Here is a 19037-nt window from a genome sequence, read left to right on the forward strand (position 1 = left end):
CCTTACCAACTTGTAAAGTAACAGCAACTCATGCCCACTAGCATTGCAATTCTTCTTGCCGCCCTCGGCTTTCTAGTATTCGGCTACGCAAGCTTGGTGCGCATGCTAACGCGGCAAGCGTTTCCCGATGCGGGAATCCAGCGTTACTTTAAACAAATGATGACCGCGCGATTACTGCGCAACCTTGGAAGCAGTGCTTTTTTCGTAAGCTTGCCAGCTACTAGCCTATTGTTATTCTGGGGCTGGGGGCCGGCTCTACTATGGCTACTGATTTTTCATCTAATTGTTGAATCAATGTGCCATTTACAATTTAGCTCCCAAGACAAACAATTAGACGTAGCCGACCACCTGCTGCGCGCCGAAAAACCGTTACCAGCCATGCTTGAGCAAGGCCTAATACAAGCGTTTTTTTTGCTCTCCATGGGCGTGGTCACCGCATTAATGGCAACCTTGGTAGATCGCCAATCCGGACTACTATTCGCCATTTTGTTTTTACTTCCTGCACGCAGTTTATGGCGGCACCCCAGCCCGGTGATGCCGCTTGCGCTACGAATCGTTGGAGCATTGTGCTTATTAGCAGCAGGACTGGCATTCAGCGATCGGCTGGGTTTTTCAGTATATGGCGACTGGGCGCCATTTGGCACGATGCTCGATTGGCTACGCTTCAACAACCCGACGGTAATTGCCGCCGTACTGGTCGTGGCAGTATTTCAGCTAGAGTTAAATCAAGGGTTTAAATCTGACCTGTCTGCGTTTGCCGGCCTCATCATAGTAATTCTCGTTATTTTGATGACGGTACAACTGGTTTGGCTAGCCCCCTTATTAGACGCCCCAATGCAAAGCATTCAGGTACGCAGCACCTCGTTGCCCAGCTTCGCTGGACTGTCGCTGTTTATTTTTGCGGGGTTTTCCGGTCTGCTGATACGGTTATTGATCGAAGAAGAAAACGGAACCACGCGCGGCCCAGAGCATTTTGGGCGCCTTCAATTAGGCAACCTACTTCACCTTACGCTACTCGTGGCGCTCGTGCTGAGTTTAGCGGCAGCCATTGGAATTGGCGCATGGAAGACTCACTTCATTGAGTGGAATGATTCACTCAACCTGCTGGATCAACTTAATCTAGCGATCACCAGCATGCTAAACCTAATCAACCCTGACGCCGAAACCGGCACACTGATGCACACCCTGCTGTTGGCCGCTTTGTGCTTCACTGGGTTTAGCTTCATGCTGATGTGCGCCAACCAGTTGACCCTCGAAGAGCGAGAAGAGCAAACCGCTATATCGGTTATTCTCGAAGCCAAAGTACTGCAAGCCATATTAATATTTCTGTCTAGCGCGTACTTTATTAGCCGCGGCATTAGCGTTGACGTATGGCTCATCATTGGCATGCTGGGCTGGAGTCTAACCACTCATTTGATGATGGGAATGACGCTGAGCCAAGCAAGCTCGGGGCGACGTAAAGCCTTCTCAGTAATTAGCCTTAGCTTAGCGGTATTAGGCGGCTTACAAGTTGGTGCTATAACGCTATCGTGGATACTCGCGTCGCACTATTTCCACACTACCGCCGCTATTGTGTTGCTATTGTGTGTCACCGCATTATGGTGGCGACCCATTATTGCTATAATCAGCGGATTCCGTACCAGTGCCGATGAAGCATTGTTCTAGTCCAACAATCGACACGCTAAAACAAGATAAGCAATAGGTAAATTTCGTCAAACAGGGTAAAATGCGCGCATTAATCGGGCATACCGTCCCGACCATTGATCTCATGCACGTTCTATCAGTAGGCCTAAATCATACGACAGCTCCAATAGCGGTGCGCGAACGCGCAGCCGTCGCGGCTGAGCACCTGAATGATGCGTTAAGCGACATCGCTCAACTTGCTGAGATCGAAGAAGCGACTATCTTGTCAACCTGTAACCGCACCGAGGTATATTGCCAAGTTCCAGAAGGCGGCGTCAACATCGTCAGCCAATGGCTATGTGACTTTCACCAGCTCCAGCGCGACGAAGTCGCACCTTATCTGTATGCCCTACCCGATCAAGATGCCGTGAGACACGCTTTTCGCGTGGCATCGGGGCTCGATTCAATGGTTATCGGTGAGCCACAGATACTCGGACAAATGAAAACCGCATTTGCCACCGCACACAAAAACGGCAACACCGGCAAGGTCCTCAACCGCCTATTTCAACACACATTTTCGGTTGCAAAAGAAGTCCGTACCAGCACACACATTGGTAGCCACGCGGTATCCGTCGCATACGCTGCCGTAGCACTATCGAAACAAATTTTCTCAGATATTGCGCAGCAAACAGTATTACTGATTGGCGCCGGTGAAACTATCGAGCTAACCTGTCGCCACCTTTACGCACAAGGCGTCAGAGATATTATTGTCGCCAATCGCACACTGGCACGAGCCGAAGGGCTAGCTAAGGAATTCGGCGCATCGGTAATTTCCTTGCATGAGCTACCGACTCGACTACCTGACGCCGACATGGTATTCAGCTCAACCGCGAGCACCTTACCAATTCTAGGCAAGGGCGCCTTCGAGAGCGCACTTAAAAAGCGCCGAAACAAGCCGATGTTTGTGGTCGACCTTGCGGTACCCCGCGATGTAGAAACAGAGGTTGGCGACCTTAACAATGTATACCTGTATACCGTTGATGATTTAAATCAAGTCGTCACAGAGAACTTAAAATCTCGGCAAGACGCCGCGATCGAAGCGGAAAAAATTGTCGAAGAGCACACGCTCAACTTCATGCACTGGTTTGAAAATCTGCAATCGATCCCAACCATTCGTCAATTACGTGATCGCACTAGCCAAATCACGCAACACGAGCTCGCATCTGCGCAAAGACGCTTGGCCGCTGGCGAAGACCCAGCCACAATACTTGAACATTTCGCTCATTCATTGTCACGAAAATTCATGCATCATCCTACGGAATCGTTGCGACAAAAGCACGATGAAGCCTTACTTCTCGCTACCCGAGAATTATTTGGGCTAGACAAAAAAAATAATAAATAAACAAGCAGAGAACCCCTGTGAAAGAATCCATTCGTTTTAAACTCGAGAGTTTGGTCGAGCGCCAAGAAGAACTAAACGTGTTGCTGTCTCAACCCGACACCATGAGCGACCAAAATAAGTTCCGCAAACTCAGTATAGAGCTTTCTGAAATTGGGCCTCTGATCGAGAACTACTTAGAATATAAAGGTCTTGAAGAAGACGCCGAAGCCGCCTCTATGATGATGGAGGAAGATGACAAAGATATGCGTAAGATGGCGCATGACGAACTACAAGAAATAAAACAGCGTCAAGAGCAATTGCTTAGCGAACTGCAAAAACTACTGCTGCCTAAGGATCCTAATGACGACAATAATATATTCTTAGAGATTCGCGCTGGAACTGGCGGTGATGAAGCCGCCATCTTTTCTGGCGATCTATTTAAAATGTATCAAACCTATGCCGAATCGCAAAAATGGCGAGTTGAAGTGTTGAGCAAAAACCTCGGTGAACACGGCGGATACAAAGAAATTATTTCACGTATAGAAGGCCACGGAGCCTATTCAAAACTGAAATTCGAATCCGGCGCGCACCGTGTACAACGAGTACCCGAAACCGAAACTCAAGGGCGAGTACATACCTCAGCCTGCACCGTAGCGATTCTGCCGGAAGCCGACGAGGTTGGTGATGACATGGAGATCAACCCAAGTGACCTGCGGATCGACACATACCGAGCATCAGGCTCCGGCGGACAACACGTAAACAAAACCGATTCAGCGGTGCGCCTTACGCATATTCCGACCGGCACCGTTGTCGAATGCCAAGACGAACGGTCACAACACAAGAATAAAGCACGCGCAATGTCGATGTTAAAAGCACGAATACTCGATGCCGAACGCCAAGCACAAGATGCCGAGCAAGCTGAAACTCGTAAGAGCCTAGTTGGCAGTGGCGACCGGTCAGAGCGAATTCGCACATACAACTACCCACAAGGCCGCGTTACCGATCACCGAATCAACTTAACACTGTATAAGCTCGATACCATTATGGCTGGTGATTTGGGCCAAATTGTCGATCCACTCACAACTGAGCATCAGGCCAACCTCTTGGCGGAACTAGGTGACGATGCCTAATGACGTTAGCATCGCCCACCTATCAGGGCTTAATTAACGACGCAGCGCAACAACTTCACGAGACTTCAGACACGCCAAGGATCGATGCTGAAGTCTTGTTGCAGCATATTGTGCAGCGCAATATGGCATGGATCATTGCTTACGGCGATACCATCGCCACGCCGCAGCATATTCGCGAGTACTATATCGTCATAGAGCAGCGCCGACAGGGTCAGCCGGTTGCCTATTTAATCGGCTATCGTGATTTTTGGACGTTAACCTTAGCGGTCAGCCCAGCGGTGTTAATCCCACGACCAGACACCGAAGTGCTAGTCGAAAATGCATTGGCGCGGTTACCCGAGAACACGCCATTAAACATTTTGGACATGGGAACCGGCAGTGGCGCGATTGCGCTGTCATTGGGGAAGGAACGACCACTCGCGCAAGTACTAGCAACCGACCTAATGCCCGACGCACTTCAGATTGCACGCGCTAATGCTCAGTCGAATCAAGTCGATAATGTCACTTTTTTACTCAGCAACTGGTGTGAGAACATTCCACTGCACGCTCAATTCGATTTAATTGCATCAAACCCACCGTATATTGAACCGGACGATGAGCATTTACAGCAAGGCGACCTTCGTTTCGAACCGACAACCGCGCTGATTGCAACAGACCATGGGCTTGCCGACCTGAACACGATTGTTGAGGGTTGCCGACACTACTTAAAACCAAACGGCTGGTTAATTTTAGAGCATGGCTACAACCAAGCTGATGCGCTCGCAAAAAAGATGCGACAGTGCGGCTTTAGCGACATCCAATTGCATACCGATCTGAATAATCTCCCTAGGTGCACCAGCGCGCGCCTACCTCACCAGCACTAATTCGCTGAACAAACGGGGCAATTGCCCCACCCCGATTGGGGCAAATCACCTAGCACCAGCAATCAAGCGCCGCTAGCTGGCCAAGCAAGCAGAGCACGCCGCTCACTAGCTAAAGCGCTGAACGCAATATTTTGCGCCATAGATTATTTTTTCCACATTAAAATCAAACTGTTACAAATAAAGACGAGTTCTTACAGCAAAATATTGTCAGCCAATCGAGTGCTTGGCACGGTCTGTGCTTTGGAACAACTACTGAGAACCCTTAAATACCACACTGAGCTAATTAAAGTTCGGGACATAGGGCTCTTAGTCGAGACCAACTCAACTAACTTATAGGAGATATCTTATGCTTGAAGGAATTCTAGGAATATTGCATCTAATCATCGCTATCTGGGCGATCCTTAGCATTGTTAAATCAAGTGCCACAACTGGCATGAAAATAATTTGGGTATTACTCGTGCTACTGCTGCCTCTCATCGGCCTGATCATCTGGTTCCTCGCAGGCCCCAAGGGTTAGTGAAAACCGCCGCTGCTAAGCTGCAACGCAAAAGAATTAGATACAACCTAGTTGCAGCTTAGCGCAACATATCAGCCGACGCCGACCAAGCCATCCATCACGAGGCAACTAATGACGATCGAAAGCACTCAGCAAGAAACTCCTTCGCACTCCGAAGCGCAGGTCACCACGCCAAAACTCCCTAACTTTATGCTGATACGATCCGTATCTTTAACCGGTATTTTCGTCATTCTAGTGCTGTTCTCATTGCATGCTGCAGCCGACATCTTAATTCCGATAACGATCGCATATTCGCTTAGTTTACTACTCTCGCCACTTATTCGCAGACTAAGTCAATGGCGCATACCACCGCCTCTGAGTGCGGCATTCGTGGTGATGTGTTTTCTAACAGCCGCCCTTTTTGCGATTTACTCACTGTTCGAACCAGCTGAGGAATGGGTCGATAGAGCGCCGCAAATCGTTAAAGAAATCAAACACAAAATCAGCCCAATGTTGGGATCTATCGAGGGAGCTCAAAAGGCTGCTGAAGACGTCGATAAATTGATCGACAACCAAACCAACGATCGACCCAGTAATCAACCGACTATTAGTGTTAGTGTCGAACCGCAACAAAGCCGAATTGAGCGCATGCTCTCAAACACATCAAGCGCTCTAAGCAGTATCGGGATCGTCGTGGTACTTCTTTACTTCTTATTAGCCGCCGGCGACACATTTTTGAATAAGTTGGTGTCAATCACACCAAAGTTCGAAGATAAACGCAAAGCAGTTGAAATCATTAGAGAAGTTCAGCGCGACACCTCTCGCTATTTAACTGTTCGAACCCTAATCAATATCGGACTGGGTATGGTGGTTACCTTCGCAATGTATTTACTCGACATGCCCAATCCGTGGTTATGGGGAGCACTAGCGGCAGTACTCAACTTTGCCCCTTACGTTGGCCCTGCAATAAGTCTTACGCTTATTACAATTGCTGCAGTTATCAGTTTGGATACGTTGGCTCAAGCCCTCGTGGTGCCGTTAGTAGTGCTGCTAATCAACATCATCGAAGGAGAGTTCATTAGCCATCAACTGATTGGTAAACGTCTCTCGCTTAGCCCCGTTGTGGTATTTATCAGCATCGTCTTTTGGGGATGGCTTTGGGGTATCGCTGGCGCCTTAATGGCAATTCCAATAATTGCGGCTATCAATGTGGTATGCCAGCATGTTGATTCACTCAAGCCTCTATCCGAATTCATCCGCGATAGCGAACCACGTTAATCGGTTCGGTCATGTTAGATATCCTCACTAAAGCCGCTAAGAACTGGAACAACGACGATCCGTTTCGACACGCAGCGATCATCGCCTACTACGCTATATTTTCAATGCCGGGGCTACTGATTATTGTCATATGGTTTGCCGGCGCAGTATTTGGTCAAGACGCAGTTCAAGGTCAATTGAGCGAGCAATTAACTCGATACTTAGGGGACTCCGGATCGACTTCTATTGAGAAAATCATTGCCAATGCCCGACTCGACCGAGACAACCCATGGATGAAGATACTCGGTATTGGCACACTAGTATTCGGCGCGACCACACTCTTTCTGCAGTTACAAAAATCCTTAAATGAGATTTGGGGAGTTAAATCAGCAGCACGAAATGGCCTGCTGAAACTGCTAGCGGATCGAGCGACGTCGCTGGGAGTGATTATTGCAATTGGCTTTCTGCTACTCATCTCTTTAATTATGTCGACCACCATTTCGATTATCGCAAGTTGGATTGAAACATCTCTCGGACCAAGCTGGTTATTCATCATTAGAGCTATCAACATCACGCTCTCAATTGGGCTAACTTCGTTACTATTTGCGTTAATGTTTAAAGTGCTGCCAGATGTTGACATCCGTTGGCGCTCGGTTTGGACCGGGGCCATCACCGCAGGCTTGATGTTCACCATCGGTAAAACCCTACTTGGCATTTACTTCGGCTATAGCCAACCAGGGAACACATTTGGCGCAGCTGGCAGCATCATTCTAGTGATGCTATGGATTAACTATACCTGTCTAATTCTATTCTTTGGCGCCAACGTAGCTCAAGCCTACGCGGTGCAACGTGGCCACCCAATTACGCCATCGGCCCATGCCGAGTGGCTTGCTGCTTCGCGCTCACGAGTTAACACTTAAATCCCCTTAAACCCGTTTTCTTGCGCCGAGCATAAGCGGGTTAATAGCACCACCATCTTGCCTCTGGTGGTGGATTACCCCACCAAGCAAACCCCGAATCCGCACCAACGAAAATCACACAATCACTTTATATATCAACAACTTAAATAATATTCGACCGCATCACTCATGGTTGGCACAGTCATTGCTAAGTGGTAATTGGTAACTGACTTCTTATTAAGTCAGCAAGCGATCATCAAAAATGATCATCACAATTCAACCAAGACACATAGAGGTATCATGAACACCAACAAGAAGACATTAGGTAAACTTTCAAATCTAGCATTGGCAACAACATTGGCGATGTCTGCTGCTGTTCCAACCATCGCAAGTGCGGACGACGACAGTGGCTTCTATATCGGCGCAAACTACAATGATGTTGATATTGATTATCTGGCAGGCGATTTAGTTAAGCTCTCAGACAGTGATCAAACACAAGGAATTCGACTCGGTTATATGTTCAATGACGCCTTTGGCGTTGACCTCGGCTATACAGATTTAGGTACTTACCGCGCGACTGATGTTGGCTTAATTTCCGCTAGCCGCTATGAGGCTGAAGTCGCGACGTTGGCATTCGTCATAAACTTTTCACCACTCGATAAGCTTGATTTGTATGCTCGAGCTGGCGCAGCGCGCGTAGAAACCGAGCGAACTCTTCAGGTACTAGGCATTGAAGCAAGCCAAGGTGCACAAACCAATACAGCTCCTTTCGGGGCACTCGGTGCAGAACTGGATTTCGGTGGGTTCAATTTATTTGGCGAATACTCAAGGCTGGACTCCGACGATTATGAAACTGAAGCCGAATTGGTAACGGTAGGTGTCAAATTTGAATTCGGCAGCTAAGCAAAGCTCAACGAGACAGTAAGCAAGTATGCGAGCACATTGTAGCGCATCAACTAGTACGAATAGCGGATGGTCGGTAGGTCGTCCGCTATTTTTTTACTCGCTTGGCAAGTTCACCACAGGCGCTGCAGTTTTAACAACAAATCAATAACCGGAGACTTAAAGATCACTATGAATATTTTTGAAAAGTTACGCGAAGATCATGCTCATCAGCGAAAAATTATGGAAGCACTCATCGACACCAGCGGCGACACCAAAACTCGAGCGCGCTTATTTTCAGAGCTTAAGAACAATATGGCCAATCATGCCGACGGTGAAGAACGATATTTTTATACGCCGCTCATCGCTATCGATTTAACTCAAGAGAAGGCCCGTCATAGCATCGCAGAACATCACGAAATGGACGAATTAGTCGAGGCTATTGAAGACACCGAGCTGTCATCACCCAGTTGGCTCGCTACTTGTAAGAAATTAAAGCATCAACTATTTCATCATCTCGATGAAGAAGAAAAGGAGATATTCCCAGTTGCCGGCAAGGTATTATCGGATAATGATAAAAAGCAATTGGCCGAGCAATACAAGCTCTTTATGGACCAACGTGACAGCCAATGAAGTTAATTCCAAGCACAAAAAAAAGCCAGAGTCTTAACTCTGGCTTTTTTTTAATTACTTGTTGGTTTAACTATTAATTAGCCGCATCTTCAATTTCGTCAGCGGCGTCATCGGCTGCATCCTCAACCTCGTCTCCGGCATCATTAATAGCATCACCGGCATCGTCTACCGCATTATCAATACTCTCACCGGCTTTCTCCATTGGCCCCTTTTCTTCACAACCCGCTAAGGCAACTAGGCTAGCGAACAAAGACGTTAGTAATAGCTTTTTCAAGTTTGCGTGTTTCATAGATAATTTCCTCTAATTGATTAAGTGTTAATTCGGTTACTGGTTGTCGGGTAGCGCGATGTTTAATGAATCAGGCATCAGCACTAGCGACAGAAAAACTTACACCGCTTGAATAAATGCTTCAGTACACGGCGTCTAGTTATCTAGAAGCAGCAATCGTGCCAACATGCAAAGAAAATCCAATTTAACCCTCAGCACTTGATAGTTTCTGTAAACACAGCGGATCCAGGCTCAATCTAAGCACTGCGTGTGCGGCCTAAACGCTAAACATATGGTGCAATCGACTCGGCTCCAGCCGTTTTAAGCAGGGGTTGGTGGTTTTGCTGAGAATTTGGTTGAAAACCACAAAAGCCCAAATTTCGTGCAAATCTCATTATTCAGCAAGGCGGCTAAAACCAATTCACATTTAACTTATATATTTCAAAGGCTTATATTGACAACGATGCCAAAACAAAAGTTTGGCATGAAAGCTGCTTTGTTAATTTTGAATGGTCGTTTAGCTGGAAACGCTACGCAACTAGGCAATCTATGTCGTTAAAACATATTTACGTTAATAGTTGCGTTAGAAGAACCAACCTCAACACCATTAACAATTGTCTAATCACAAAAACTAACGGAGAAAAATTATGCTTAGCTGGGCTCTCACTTTTTTTATTATCGCAATTATTGCTGGTGTACTTGGACTATCAGGCATCGCAGGCACCATGAGTTCAATTGCTTATATCTTATTTGTTATCGGTCTTATTTTAGCGATTGTCTTCGCTATCACAGGCCGCAAACCAAAGCTTTAACTAAGCAGAAATAGGTGGAGCGTTAGCTCCGCCTTTTTTCTTGCCCGCTCAATATCATCTGACCCGCTCGCCAACCAAACAACTCACAACACGCTTATGTCGATAAAAACTACTGTTGCCAACCGCACTATATTCCCAAGCATACTGACCCTATTAATAGTCTGTACTAATAGCAACTTAGCATTTGGCGACAGCTCTAAGCCTGAGATATCTAAAGCAGCACGAGTAGATCAATGCGTGGCGACCCGCGTGTTGAGCGCTAACGCCGATACCACGGTAAGCACGCTTTTTGCGGAATGTAATCAGCACGTCAGCGCAGCCTCAGACGCCGTCGATACCACAACTGAAGAGCGTCAAGTCAGTGAGCAATCCATCGCACGCAACCGATTTACCCTACTCCAGCATCGACCGAACTACCTGCTGCCGGTGGCGTATAATTTTGATGCCGAAAACACCGAACTGATCGGACCTGATGGTGAGCAACGTGCTATCGACCCAACCGAATTCAAATTTCAAATCAGCTTCAAAACTCTGTTGTGGCAAGACCTGCTCGACACCCGGGCAAATCTATATGCCAGCTACACCAATACCTCATGGTGGCAAGCATACAACCGTGATGAATCAAGCCCTTTCCGAGAAACTAATCACCAACCCGAACTATTCGTGGATATTCCGAGCGACTTTTCGTATGCCGGTTGGGAACTCGCTAATGTACGCTTAGGGCTTAGCCATCAATCTAACGGCCGATCAGGTGAGTTTTCACGCACTTGGAATAGAGCATTCGCTGAGCTAGCGTTCAGCAATGCGAATAATGAGATACGAATTCGTCCGTGGAGTAGCTTATCCAACATCAAAGACAACCCGGACATCGAAGAGTTTAGAGGTCGCTTTGAATTAGCTGGAACCCATCAGCTGGGCAATCACACGCTCGAATGGGCCGGTCGACACACACTCGATAACAATAACCGCGGCTCGATTCAACTTGGCTGGAGTTTTCCTGTGGCCGGACGAGAAGACCTACAATTCTTTTTACAATACTTTGACGGTTATGGCGAAAGCCTCATCGACTATGACGTGAAGAGCCGTCGATTGGGATTAGGATTTAAACTCGGAGGTTAAGCATGGCCCTGCTTCAAAGCTACCCACGCAGCAAGGTCTTGCTCTTAACCTTGCTTATTCTGGCGCTTACTACGCGCCTAATGCTGCCGTCGATTGTCGAGACACGGATCAACCGATTGATTGCGCAAAACCCCAAAGTCGACGGTGGTATAAACGACATTGACCTGTGGTTATTAAGTGGGCGAATCAGCATTAATGACCTAGTTCTAAACAAAGCTGGAGCGGCTATTCCTGCGCCGATATTCAGTGCTGACACTGTAACGTTTTCAGTGTCGTGGAGAGACCTATTTCGTGGCCGATTATTTGGCGACATCGTAGTGACACGCCCGGTTTTGAATATCGTTGATGCCGGTCGCCAAGAAAACGCTCAAACAGGTCAGGAAATACGCTGGCGCGCTGCCTTGGAGAGCGCATACCCATTCGAAATAAACCGCATTTATGTTAGGCGCGGAGAGGTTCATTTTCGAAATTTTTCATCTCAGCCCCCAGTGGATCTATATTTAGAAAACATTGAAGCACAGGCGCTGAACCTCACCAACGAGTTAGTCGTCGAAGATTCAAAGCAAGCTCAGATAAGTTTATCCGCCAGCACTATCGGCGCCGGTAAGGTTCGACTTACATCCAATTTTAATCTATTACGCCAACCAGCAAAGGGGGAGCTGTCTTTAGAAGTTTCAGAATTAGATGTTACCGCATTGAATGACTTTGCCAGAGCTTATGCCAATCTAGACTTTCAAGAAGGCACACTGCAGGCTGACTTAGCGCTCGCAACTATCGAAGACGGTGAGAGCTTTGCTCTAACTGGCAAACTCCAACCCAAAGTCACAAATCTCAACGTGCTGCGCTGGCAAGACGACGTAGAACAACAACATGACACTCCAGTGATTTTGGCCTGGGAAGGCCTAGTAGACGTTGCCAAATGGCTATTGGAGGTCGGTAAACAAGACCGACTCACAACCGAGATTGAGCTTAATGGCACACTCTCTGAACCTGACATCGACGTGCTTTCAGGAATCTTGGGCCTTATCAAGAATGCGCTATTGGGAGTGTTTCACGACGAAGAGCCTGAAAAACAGTAAAATTAGTCAGTCGCTCCGATGACTTTTCTGAATCTACTGCGTATACGTCGACGCTTAACTAACGCTAAGTTCCAACAACGCAACAACAGCACTCAACTCGAATTTTAATACGAATACCAATAAAGATTGTCCAAAGCGGTTTTGCCCCTCAAACGATCGTCTATACTACGCCGGATTTTTTAGACCTCCAGAAAGGATTTTCGGGCCATGGCAAGTAGTAGACAGTTAGTAGTATTCGGCGGACTTGGGTTCATTGGCCATCGGTTAGCACTTTCACTCTCACATCAGCATTCAGTACACGTCGTCGATAACGCGTGCTTAGAAGCAGCGCCACATTCTGAAACCCTAAGACGCTGTGAAATATTGCAAGCGGCCGGCGTTCGCCTGCACCATCTCGATATTTTCGATAATGATGGAATGGATGCGTTTCTGCGCGGCAGAGATATCGATACGGTATTTCATTTGGCTGGCTCAAGCTCGATCAAAACAACCTATGAAGGCCAAGGTTTCAATCAAGTAATTGGCATAACCAACACCTTGTTGACCAAACTAGCCAGCACCAAAGTAGCTCGACTAGTCTATTTTTCTTCATCCATGGTTTATGGCGACTTTCGTCATACCATCATCAACGAAAATCATTCCAAAAAGCCGGTTGACCGATACGGCGTCTATAAACACGCGACGGAAGTATTAGTCAATGGCTGGGCTCGCGAACACGCCATAGTGTCGATCATTATTCGCCCTACCGCGGTGTACGGCCCTTATGATTTCAAACACCGCCTGGTAGCAAAACTGCTAAATCAAGCACGCAGTGGCCTGCCGCTAACAGTATCAGGCGACGGTTCTCAATCACTTGACTTCACCCATGTTGACGACGTGGTGTCAGGCGCGGTCGCCACACTAGACTACGACACCTCGGATGACTTCAATATCTCTTTTGGTGAGGCGCGGTCAATCAATGACCTTGTGTCACTGCTCGCTACCTTCTATCCAACCTGCAAAATTAGCAAGAACTTTGACACTGGGCACCCAAGCGCAAAACGTGGCGCATTAAATTCTGAGAAGGCGATCCGGCTGCTCGGCTATGAACCTGCATATCCGCTAGAAACTGGGTTGCTTAACCTAATTGAAGGTGAAGGACAACACGTCGAGCCATCTGTTCAGCGAAAACTGGTTCCAAACAGTATTGTTCCGCTGGCAAAATCAGATGTGCTGTCTAGCGAGTTTGAATCGATCAACGACGTACTACAAACCGGATGGCTCACCAGCGGGCCCTATAACACTCAATTTCAAGATGCGTTCTTACAGCACCTTGGCGTTGAAGGCTTACACGCGCTCACCGTAAACAGCTGCGCATCGGCGTTATTCTTAGCGCTACAGGCACACAATATTACGCGTGAAGTGTTGGTTCCAGCCTTTACCTTTTCGGCCACCATTAACGCCGTGGTTACCGCTGGAGCAACGCCGAAGTTCGTCGATATCGAATCTCGCTTTTTAGGCCTAGATCCGGCCAAACTTGAGGCCGCAATCACTCCCAATACGGAAGCAATTCTATTAGTTCACCTAGCTGGCGTAATCTGTGATATCGACCGCATATTGACCATCGCAAAAAAACATAAGCTAGTCATAATTGAAGATTGTGCCCAAGCCCTAGGTGCGGAATATCAAGGCGTAAAAGCCGGAACCTCAGGTGTAACTTCGTGCTTCTCATTCTTCCCAACCAAGATGATCACTACCGGCGAAGGCGGCATGCTAGTCACGCGCGATGCTGCAGTGTTAGATCGAGCAAAAACGTTAGCCAATCACGGTTATAACTCCAGCACAATGGATCGTGAGCAACAGTTGATGCCATGGCATCGTAAACAAATTGAGGCCGGCTACAACTTTCGCATGAGTAATATAAATGCGGCGATGGGAATGGTTCAACTGCAGCGGCTTGATGACATTGCGTCAACACGACGACGCAAAGCGCTGAAAATCATCGAAGGCCTAAGGCCTTTAAAAGATATAGAGTGTTTTGAATACCGAGAACGCCATTCAGTGTACCAGGCACTCAACATTTTGGTGCCCAGTCATTATGATCGCGATGGCTTCACCTTAAAGCTCCGAGCACAAGGTGTGATGGCTTCTGTACATTACCCAGAGGTGTTGCCAAACACGTCGGTATTTAGCCGATTCGCAAATTCCCATGAGCAGTTTCCCGTGGCCGAAGACATTGCTAACCGCATCGTCACACTGCCGCTGTTTGGATCCCTAACTCAGTATCAAATTAATCGGGTTATCGACGCAGTGACTGCTGCGGTTGCAGACATATAGTAATCGTCACTATTCAGTGCCCGAGCTTTGCTGCTCCTTGTGCATGCATGTTTCCAGCTGACGACTAAGCTCAGCAATCGCTAGCGCCGACCCAGCGCTGATTAACTGGTGAGATAACTGATTGAAAATAGGTTCCGAAGGTGTTGATGTACGAGACGCATCTGCCAAGTCGGCGTCATTCATCACATTGACTTTGTAAGTCTTGTTCACTGGTTTGGTCGCCAGCCAGCCAGTCATCGCTCCGACAGAAAAATAACCTAGAAAGGCGCTCGGTGATTTAGCTATGTCGACAACAGTTTGTTTGAGTTGTTGAGCATGGCTATCAAGACGATGCTTACTGGCCTGCGCCTCTTTTACTTGCTGTAACACTTGTTTTTTAAGCGATGGCATGATTAGTTTCCTTCTTGAGCGTTGGTTCTAGTGCTCGGCTGAAAGTTGAGTGTATGTTTGAAAGTAAGGCCGTCCGCAAGGCGAATAATTACTGAAATACTTATTAGCAAACCCACCACATTGACGCCAATCACAGCCCCAATAGCTTGTGCATGTGAAGCCAAGCTGCTGTCGATAAGCCAGCTTGCTAACAGGTAGCAGGCCAAGGCCCATGACCCCGCCAGCAGCATGAGCACAAACAATGCCATGGCGAACATTAGAACAATGCTCACCATGGCCAGTTTCGCTTCTATCGCCGCTAGCGATAATCGACTCAACGCATAGTCGCTAACGTCTTGGAATACCGTTACCATACTTTGTATGATTGATTCAGGCAGAGCAGCATCGCTAGCTTGCTGCTCGGTATTAGACTGTTTATCCATGTGCTGAGCCCTTAAGTTGTCTTGTGAAAACCTCGTTGAGCGGAAAAGCTCTCAAGACCTGAGAGCTTTATACCGACTGGATTATTTGCGAAGAAGTGCGGAAGCAATGAGGCCAGCGCCAAATGCGATGCCGATTGCTTTAAGTGGATTCTCATTTACGTACTCCGTTACTTTTTCCTGCGCATTGCCTGATGCAGCTTTAACTGTATCAATAGTTTCATCGGCTTTGGCTTTTACATCGCTGGCCGCTGCCCGCGCCTTAACTTCCGTCGCCTCCGCTACGTCCGCTGCTTTGTCTACTGCCGTATGAGCTTTGTCGGCAACGCGTTGAATATTTGCTGAGCTAGGTTTAGCCATGATAAATCTCCATAAAGTTTAAGGTTAATTTAGCAACCGTGTTATCAATTCCAATACAGCTACTGCTGATAATGACTTTGAATCATCTGGTTGCAATTTGATTGCCTATTTGACTCAGCAAAGGTCGTGCCAACTCCAAAAAATCGCTTAAACAGGGCTCTCAGGTCGTGTCAGCTTGTAATCGCCTCAATGAGTTTGCAGTTTCGGGGGATTTGCACCACCGCCATGGGCTATTTCCCCAATATTTCTATTTTAGGATTCCTATTGCGGGATTTTTAGGCTTACGCCATGCTCAAATCATCCTAGGCATCGAATGGCAACACTCGGCCTTCACATTGAGATTTTTAATGAGCCAATCGGTGCCGACTCGAGGCCAGGCTAAGCCTGATGAGGATGATCAAACTATCGGCTCTCTGCGCGGCTAAATGTCTAACGAGCGAGTCAAACAAGGTGCTAATATCAGCGCTGATTTGGCGCTATTCATAGCATTACCAAACACTTATTTTTATCTCAATCCGCTACTTTACTGCAGTGAGCCACATGAACGACGAAACAGAACATAAATTAAACCTCCGACACTTGGAGCTTGATGATTTTAACGACATCAAGAATCTAATGAACATTGTCTACCCCGGTTTAGGCTGGACCTTAACGGAGAAGAAATTCCGCTCTCAGCTGAAAATATTTGGCGATGGGCAAATCTGTATCGAAGACCACGGTGTCGTGGTTGCAGCGGCATTTAGTATCGTCGTCGATTACGACAAGTTTGGTGATCAACATACCTATGACGAAATCACCGGTAATGCGTACCTGACAACTCATGACCCGTTAGGCGATGTATTGTATGGCGTGGATGTTTTTGTCTCACCGGATTACCACGGCATGCGCTTGGGTCGACGGTTGTATGAGGCCCGCAAAGAGCTTTGCCAAAACCTCAATCTAAAAGCCATTGTCGCCGGCGGGCGTATTCCTAACTATCAAAACCATTCGAAAACGCTTAGTCCGCAAGCGTATATTGAGAAGGTAAAACGTAAAGAAATCTACGACCCGATCCTCAGTTTTCAACTGTCCAACGAGTTTGAAGTAAAGCGCTTAATAAAGGATTACTTACCGGAAGATACCGAGTCGCACGGCTATGCCACACTGTTGGAATGGACCAATCTTTACTATGATCCGGAAAAAGCTTTATTAATTGGCGCCGAACGGACTACCGCTCGCATTGGCTGTATCCAATGGCAAATGCGCCCTTTCAACTCGGTAGATGAACTCATTCAACAAGTTGAATTCTTTGTTGATGCCTTGTCAGATTATCAATGCGACCTAGCGCTATTGCCAGAATTTTTTAATGCGCCGTTGATGGGCCTCGAGAATCACAAGAACTCGATCGATTCCATTAAGGCACTCACCGAGTACAGCGATGAGATCGTCGAGACTATTTCTAAGCTTGCAGTGTCTTACAATATCAATATCATCGCGGGCTCCATACCGGTACTCGAAGATGATGAGTTATTGAACGTGTCCTACTTATGTCGTCGTGACGGCACAACCGACTCGCAATACAAGCTACATCCGACTCCATACGAAAAACGCTCGTGGATCATGCAAGGCGGTAACGATCTAAAAGTGTTCGATACTGATTTTGGCAAAATTGGCATCCTTATTTGTTACGACGTCGAGTTTCCTGAGTTAGCTCGATTGCAATCCGAGCAAGGCATGCAGATGCTATTTGTGCCGTTTTGGACTGACACCAAAAACGGTTACCTCAGAGTTCGTTGTTGCGCACAGGCTCGAGCCATTGAAAATGAATGTTATGTCGCTATCGCCGGAAGCGTTGGCAATTTACCTAAAGTAGACGGTGCCGATATTCAATACTCACAATCGGCGGTGTTTTCGCCATCTGACTTCTCATTTCCACACGATGCGATAATGGCTGAAACCACACCCAATACTGAAATGACCCTAATCGTTGACTTAGATCTAGAAAAATTAAACAAGTTGCAGAATGAAGGTTCGGTTCGCAACTACTTAGATCGCCGACGCGACCTATACAAAGTCGAATGGTTGGGCAAAGACCAATAGCGCGCTAAAGCAAACGCACACTGACAAAAATGTAGTAGAGTTCTCACATTGCACACCATAGCTATTGTTGTTCTCTACTGCAGTTAATCACGACGCATATGCCAAACATTAACCAACAACTGTTTCAGTTGATCATGGAAGTCGACCCTGAGGCTAAACGCTGCGGCGTGCAAGCTTTGACCTTCAGCAACGCAGAACTCGAGGCCGCTAGTGATGATCAACCACCACAGCCGATTGCGCAACCGGGCTACCCATCGGCACTTGCGTTAGTCGCTCCTCGAGACTTGCCGCGACGCGGAATACAAGCACAAACCGGGCGCAATATTTTGATGCACTCCATCGCCCACATTGAATACAACGCGATTCATTTGGCACTCGATGCGGCCTATCGATTTCGTCAGCAAGCAGTTGAGTTTTATCAGGATTGGTTATTTGTGGCGCGTGATGAAGCTCGACATTTTGGTTTAGTGAACGACTACCTGAAACAAAACGATTGTGAATACGGTGCTTATCCTGCCCACAACGGCCTATGGTCAATGACGGTTCAGACCGCTCATGATGTACTTGATCGAATGGCTTTGGTTCCACGGGTATTAGAAGCGCGCGGTTTAGATGTCAGTCCGGCAATGATTAAGCGTCTAGACTCGGTCGGTGATACTCAGGCAGCTGACATTTTGCGGATTATTTACCAAGACGAAATTGAGCATGTCCGAATCGGATCAAAGTGGTTTAACTATCACTGTGAACAGCGGGGCATAGCTCCCCGTATCGCCTTTCAAAATCTAATCAAACAACATTTCCACGGTGTCGTCCGCGGACCATTTAACATCGCTGCTCGCTTACAAGCCGGGTTTGATCAACAAGAACTCGACGATCTAATCAACAATAGCAAATAAATAGTTAACTAGCTTTATACACGTAAACTTAGGGATCGCTAGCGGGTAAGGTATTGCGCTCAATAGATTTCTCCAGCATATCTATATCAGAGAAAATCATGGCCCTCGATCACAGGCCCGCCGTAATAGGGTGAC

Annotated in this window: 19 protein-coding genes; 15 read left to right on the plus strand and 4 right to left on the minus strand. The window is 47.3% G+C overall.

Going from position 1 to position 19037, the window contains the following annotated elements; translation table 11 throughout:
• Positions 1–30: 30 nt before the first annotated feature.
• The 9 genes from DFR28_RS00745 to DFR28_RS00785 all read left to right on the plus strand — a co-directional run bounded on the left by DFR28_RS00745 (position 31) and on the right by DFR28_RS00785 (position 9164).
• Positions 31–1665, plus strand: coding sequence for a hypothetical protein (locus DFR28_RS00745; protein WP_113952393.1), 1635 nt, complete (start codon positions 31–33; stop codon positions 1663–1665).
• A 61-nt stretch (positions 1666–1726) separates the two neighbouring features.
• Positions 1727–3025, plus strand: coding sequence for a glutamyl-tRNA reductase (gene hemA, locus DFR28_RS00750; RefSeq protein WP_211316800.1), 1299 nt, complete (start codon positions 1727–1729; stop codon positions 3023–3025).
• Between the two features lie 17 nt (positions 3026–3042).
• Positions 3043–4134: a peptide chain release factor 1 gene (gene prfA / locus DFR28_RS00755; RefSeq protein ID WP_113952394.1), complete on the plus strand. Its 1092-nt coding sequence runs from the start codon at positions 3043–3045 to the stop codon at positions 4132–4134.
• On the plus strand, positions 4134–4997 hold the full coding sequence (gene prmC, locus DFR28_RS00760) for a peptide chain release factor N(5)-glutamine methyltransferase (RefSeq protein ID WP_113952395.1): 864 nt from the start codon (positions 4134–4136) through the stop codon (positions 4995–4997). Before prfA ends, prmC begins: the two co-directional genes overlap by 1 nt.
• A gap of 346 nt (positions 4998–5343) precedes the next feature.
• Positions 5344–5514, plus strand: a complete 171-nt coding sequence (locus DFR28_RS00765) for a PLDc N-terminal domain-containing protein (RefSeq protein ID WP_113952396.1) — start codon at positions 5344–5346, stop codon at positions 5512–5514.
• A gap of 111 nt (positions 5515–5625) precedes the next feature.
• Positions 5626–6771 carry an AI-2E family transporter gene (locus DFR28_RS00770; RefSeq protein ID WP_113952397.1) on the plus strand — a complete coding sequence of 382 codons (1146 nt, stop codon included), beginning with the start codon at positions 5626–5628 and terminating at the stop codon, positions 6769–6771.
• 11 nt (positions 6772–6782) lie between these two features.
• Complete coding sequence (locus DFR28_RS00775; RefSeq protein WP_113952398.1) at positions 6783–7670, plus strand: YihY/virulence factor BrkB family protein; 888 nt, start codon at positions 6783–6785, stop codon at positions 7668–7670.
• A 279-nt stretch (positions 7671–7949) separates the two neighbouring features.
• Positions 7950–8552: a porin family protein gene (locus DFR28_RS00780; protein ID WP_113952399.1), complete on the plus strand. Its 603-nt coding sequence runs from the start codon at positions 7950–7952 to the stop codon at positions 8550–8552.
• A gap of 171 nt (positions 8553–8723) precedes the next feature.
• Positions 8724–9164, plus strand: coding sequence for a hemerythrin domain-containing protein (locus tag DFR28_RS00785; protein ID WP_113952400.1), 441 nt, complete (start codon positions 8724–8726; stop codon positions 9162–9164).
• Between the two features lie 73 nt (positions 9165–9237).
• Here DFR28_RS00785 and DFR28_RS00790 read toward each other — a convergent pair whose 3' ends face one another.
• Positions 9238–9453 (minus strand): hypothetical protein, encoded by a 216-nt coding sequence (locus DFR28_RS00790; protein WP_113952401.1) that lies wholly within the window; start codon positions 9451–9453, stop codon positions 9238–9240.
• 626 nt (positions 9454–10079) lie between these two features.
• Between DFR28_RS00790 and DFR28_RS00795 the strand changes: the two genes are divergently transcribed.
• From DFR28_RS00795 to DFR28_RS00810, 4 genes are all read left to right on the plus strand, one after another.
• The gene (locus DFR28_RS00795; protein ID WP_113952402.1) at positions 10080–10244 is read left to right on the plus strand and encodes a DUF1328 domain-containing protein; all 165 of its coding nucleotides are present in this window, start codon (positions 10080–10082) and stop codon (positions 10242–10244) included.
• Between the two features lie 96 nt (positions 10245–10340).
• On the plus strand, positions 10341–11363 hold the full coding sequence (locus DFR28_RS00800) for a phospholipase A (protein WP_113952403.1): 1023 nt from the start codon (positions 10341–10343) through the stop codon (positions 11361–11363).
• Positions 11364–11365: 2 nt separating this feature from the next.
• Entirely contained in the window at positions 11366–12442 is a 1077-nt protein-coding gene (locus tag DFR28_RS00805; RefSeq protein ID WP_113952404.1) for a DUF748 domain-containing protein, read from the plus strand.
• Between the two features lie 207 nt (positions 12443–12649).
• Entirely contained in the window at positions 12650–14758 is a 2109-nt protein-coding gene (locus DFR28_RS00810; RefSeq protein WP_113952405.1) for a DegT/DnrJ/EryC1/StrS family aminotransferase, read from the plus strand.
• Between the two features lie 9 nt (positions 14759–14767).
• On the opposite strand, the gene DFR28_RS00815 is transcribed toward DFR28_RS00810, so the two are convergent.
• The 3 genes from DFR28_RS00815 to DFR28_RS00825 form a co-directional block, all read right to left on the minus strand.
• Positions 14768–15148, minus strand: coding sequence for a hypothetical protein (locus tag DFR28_RS00815; RefSeq protein ID WP_113952406.1), 381 nt, complete (start codon positions 15146–15148; stop codon positions 14768–14770).
• 2 nt (positions 15149–15150) lie between these two features.
• On the minus strand, positions 15151–15570 hold the full coding sequence (locus tag DFR28_RS00820; protein ID WP_113952407.1) for a hypothetical protein: 420 nt from the start codon (positions 15568–15570) through the stop codon (positions 15151–15153).
• Between the two features lie 81 nt (positions 15571–15651).
• Positions 15652–15927, minus strand: a complete 276-nt coding sequence (locus DFR28_RS00825) for an ElaB/YgaM/YqjD family protein (RefSeq protein ID WP_113952408.1) — start codon at positions 15925–15927, stop codon at positions 15652–15654.
• 540 nt (positions 15928–16467) lie between these two features.
• Between DFR28_RS00825 and DFR28_RS00830 the strand changes: the two genes are divergently transcribed.
• On the plus strand, positions 16468–18006 hold the full coding sequence (locus tag DFR28_RS00830) for a bifunctional GNAT family N-acetyltransferase/carbon-nitrogen hydrolase family protein (protein ID WP_113952409.1): 1539 nt from the start codon (positions 16468–16470) through the stop codon (positions 18004–18006).
• A gap of 98 nt (positions 18007–18104) precedes the next feature.
• Positions 18105–18902, plus strand: coding sequence for a ferritin-like domain-containing protein (locus DFR28_RS00835; RefSeq protein ID WP_113952410.1), 798 nt, complete (start codon positions 18105–18107; stop codon positions 18900–18902).
• Positions 18903–19037 lie beyond the last annotated feature (135 nt).

This window comes from Arenicella xantha (genome assembly GCF_003315245.1).
Classification (GTDB): domain Bacteria; phylum Pseudomonadota; class Gammaproteobacteria; order Arenicellales; family Arenicellaceae; genus Arenicella; species Arenicella xantha.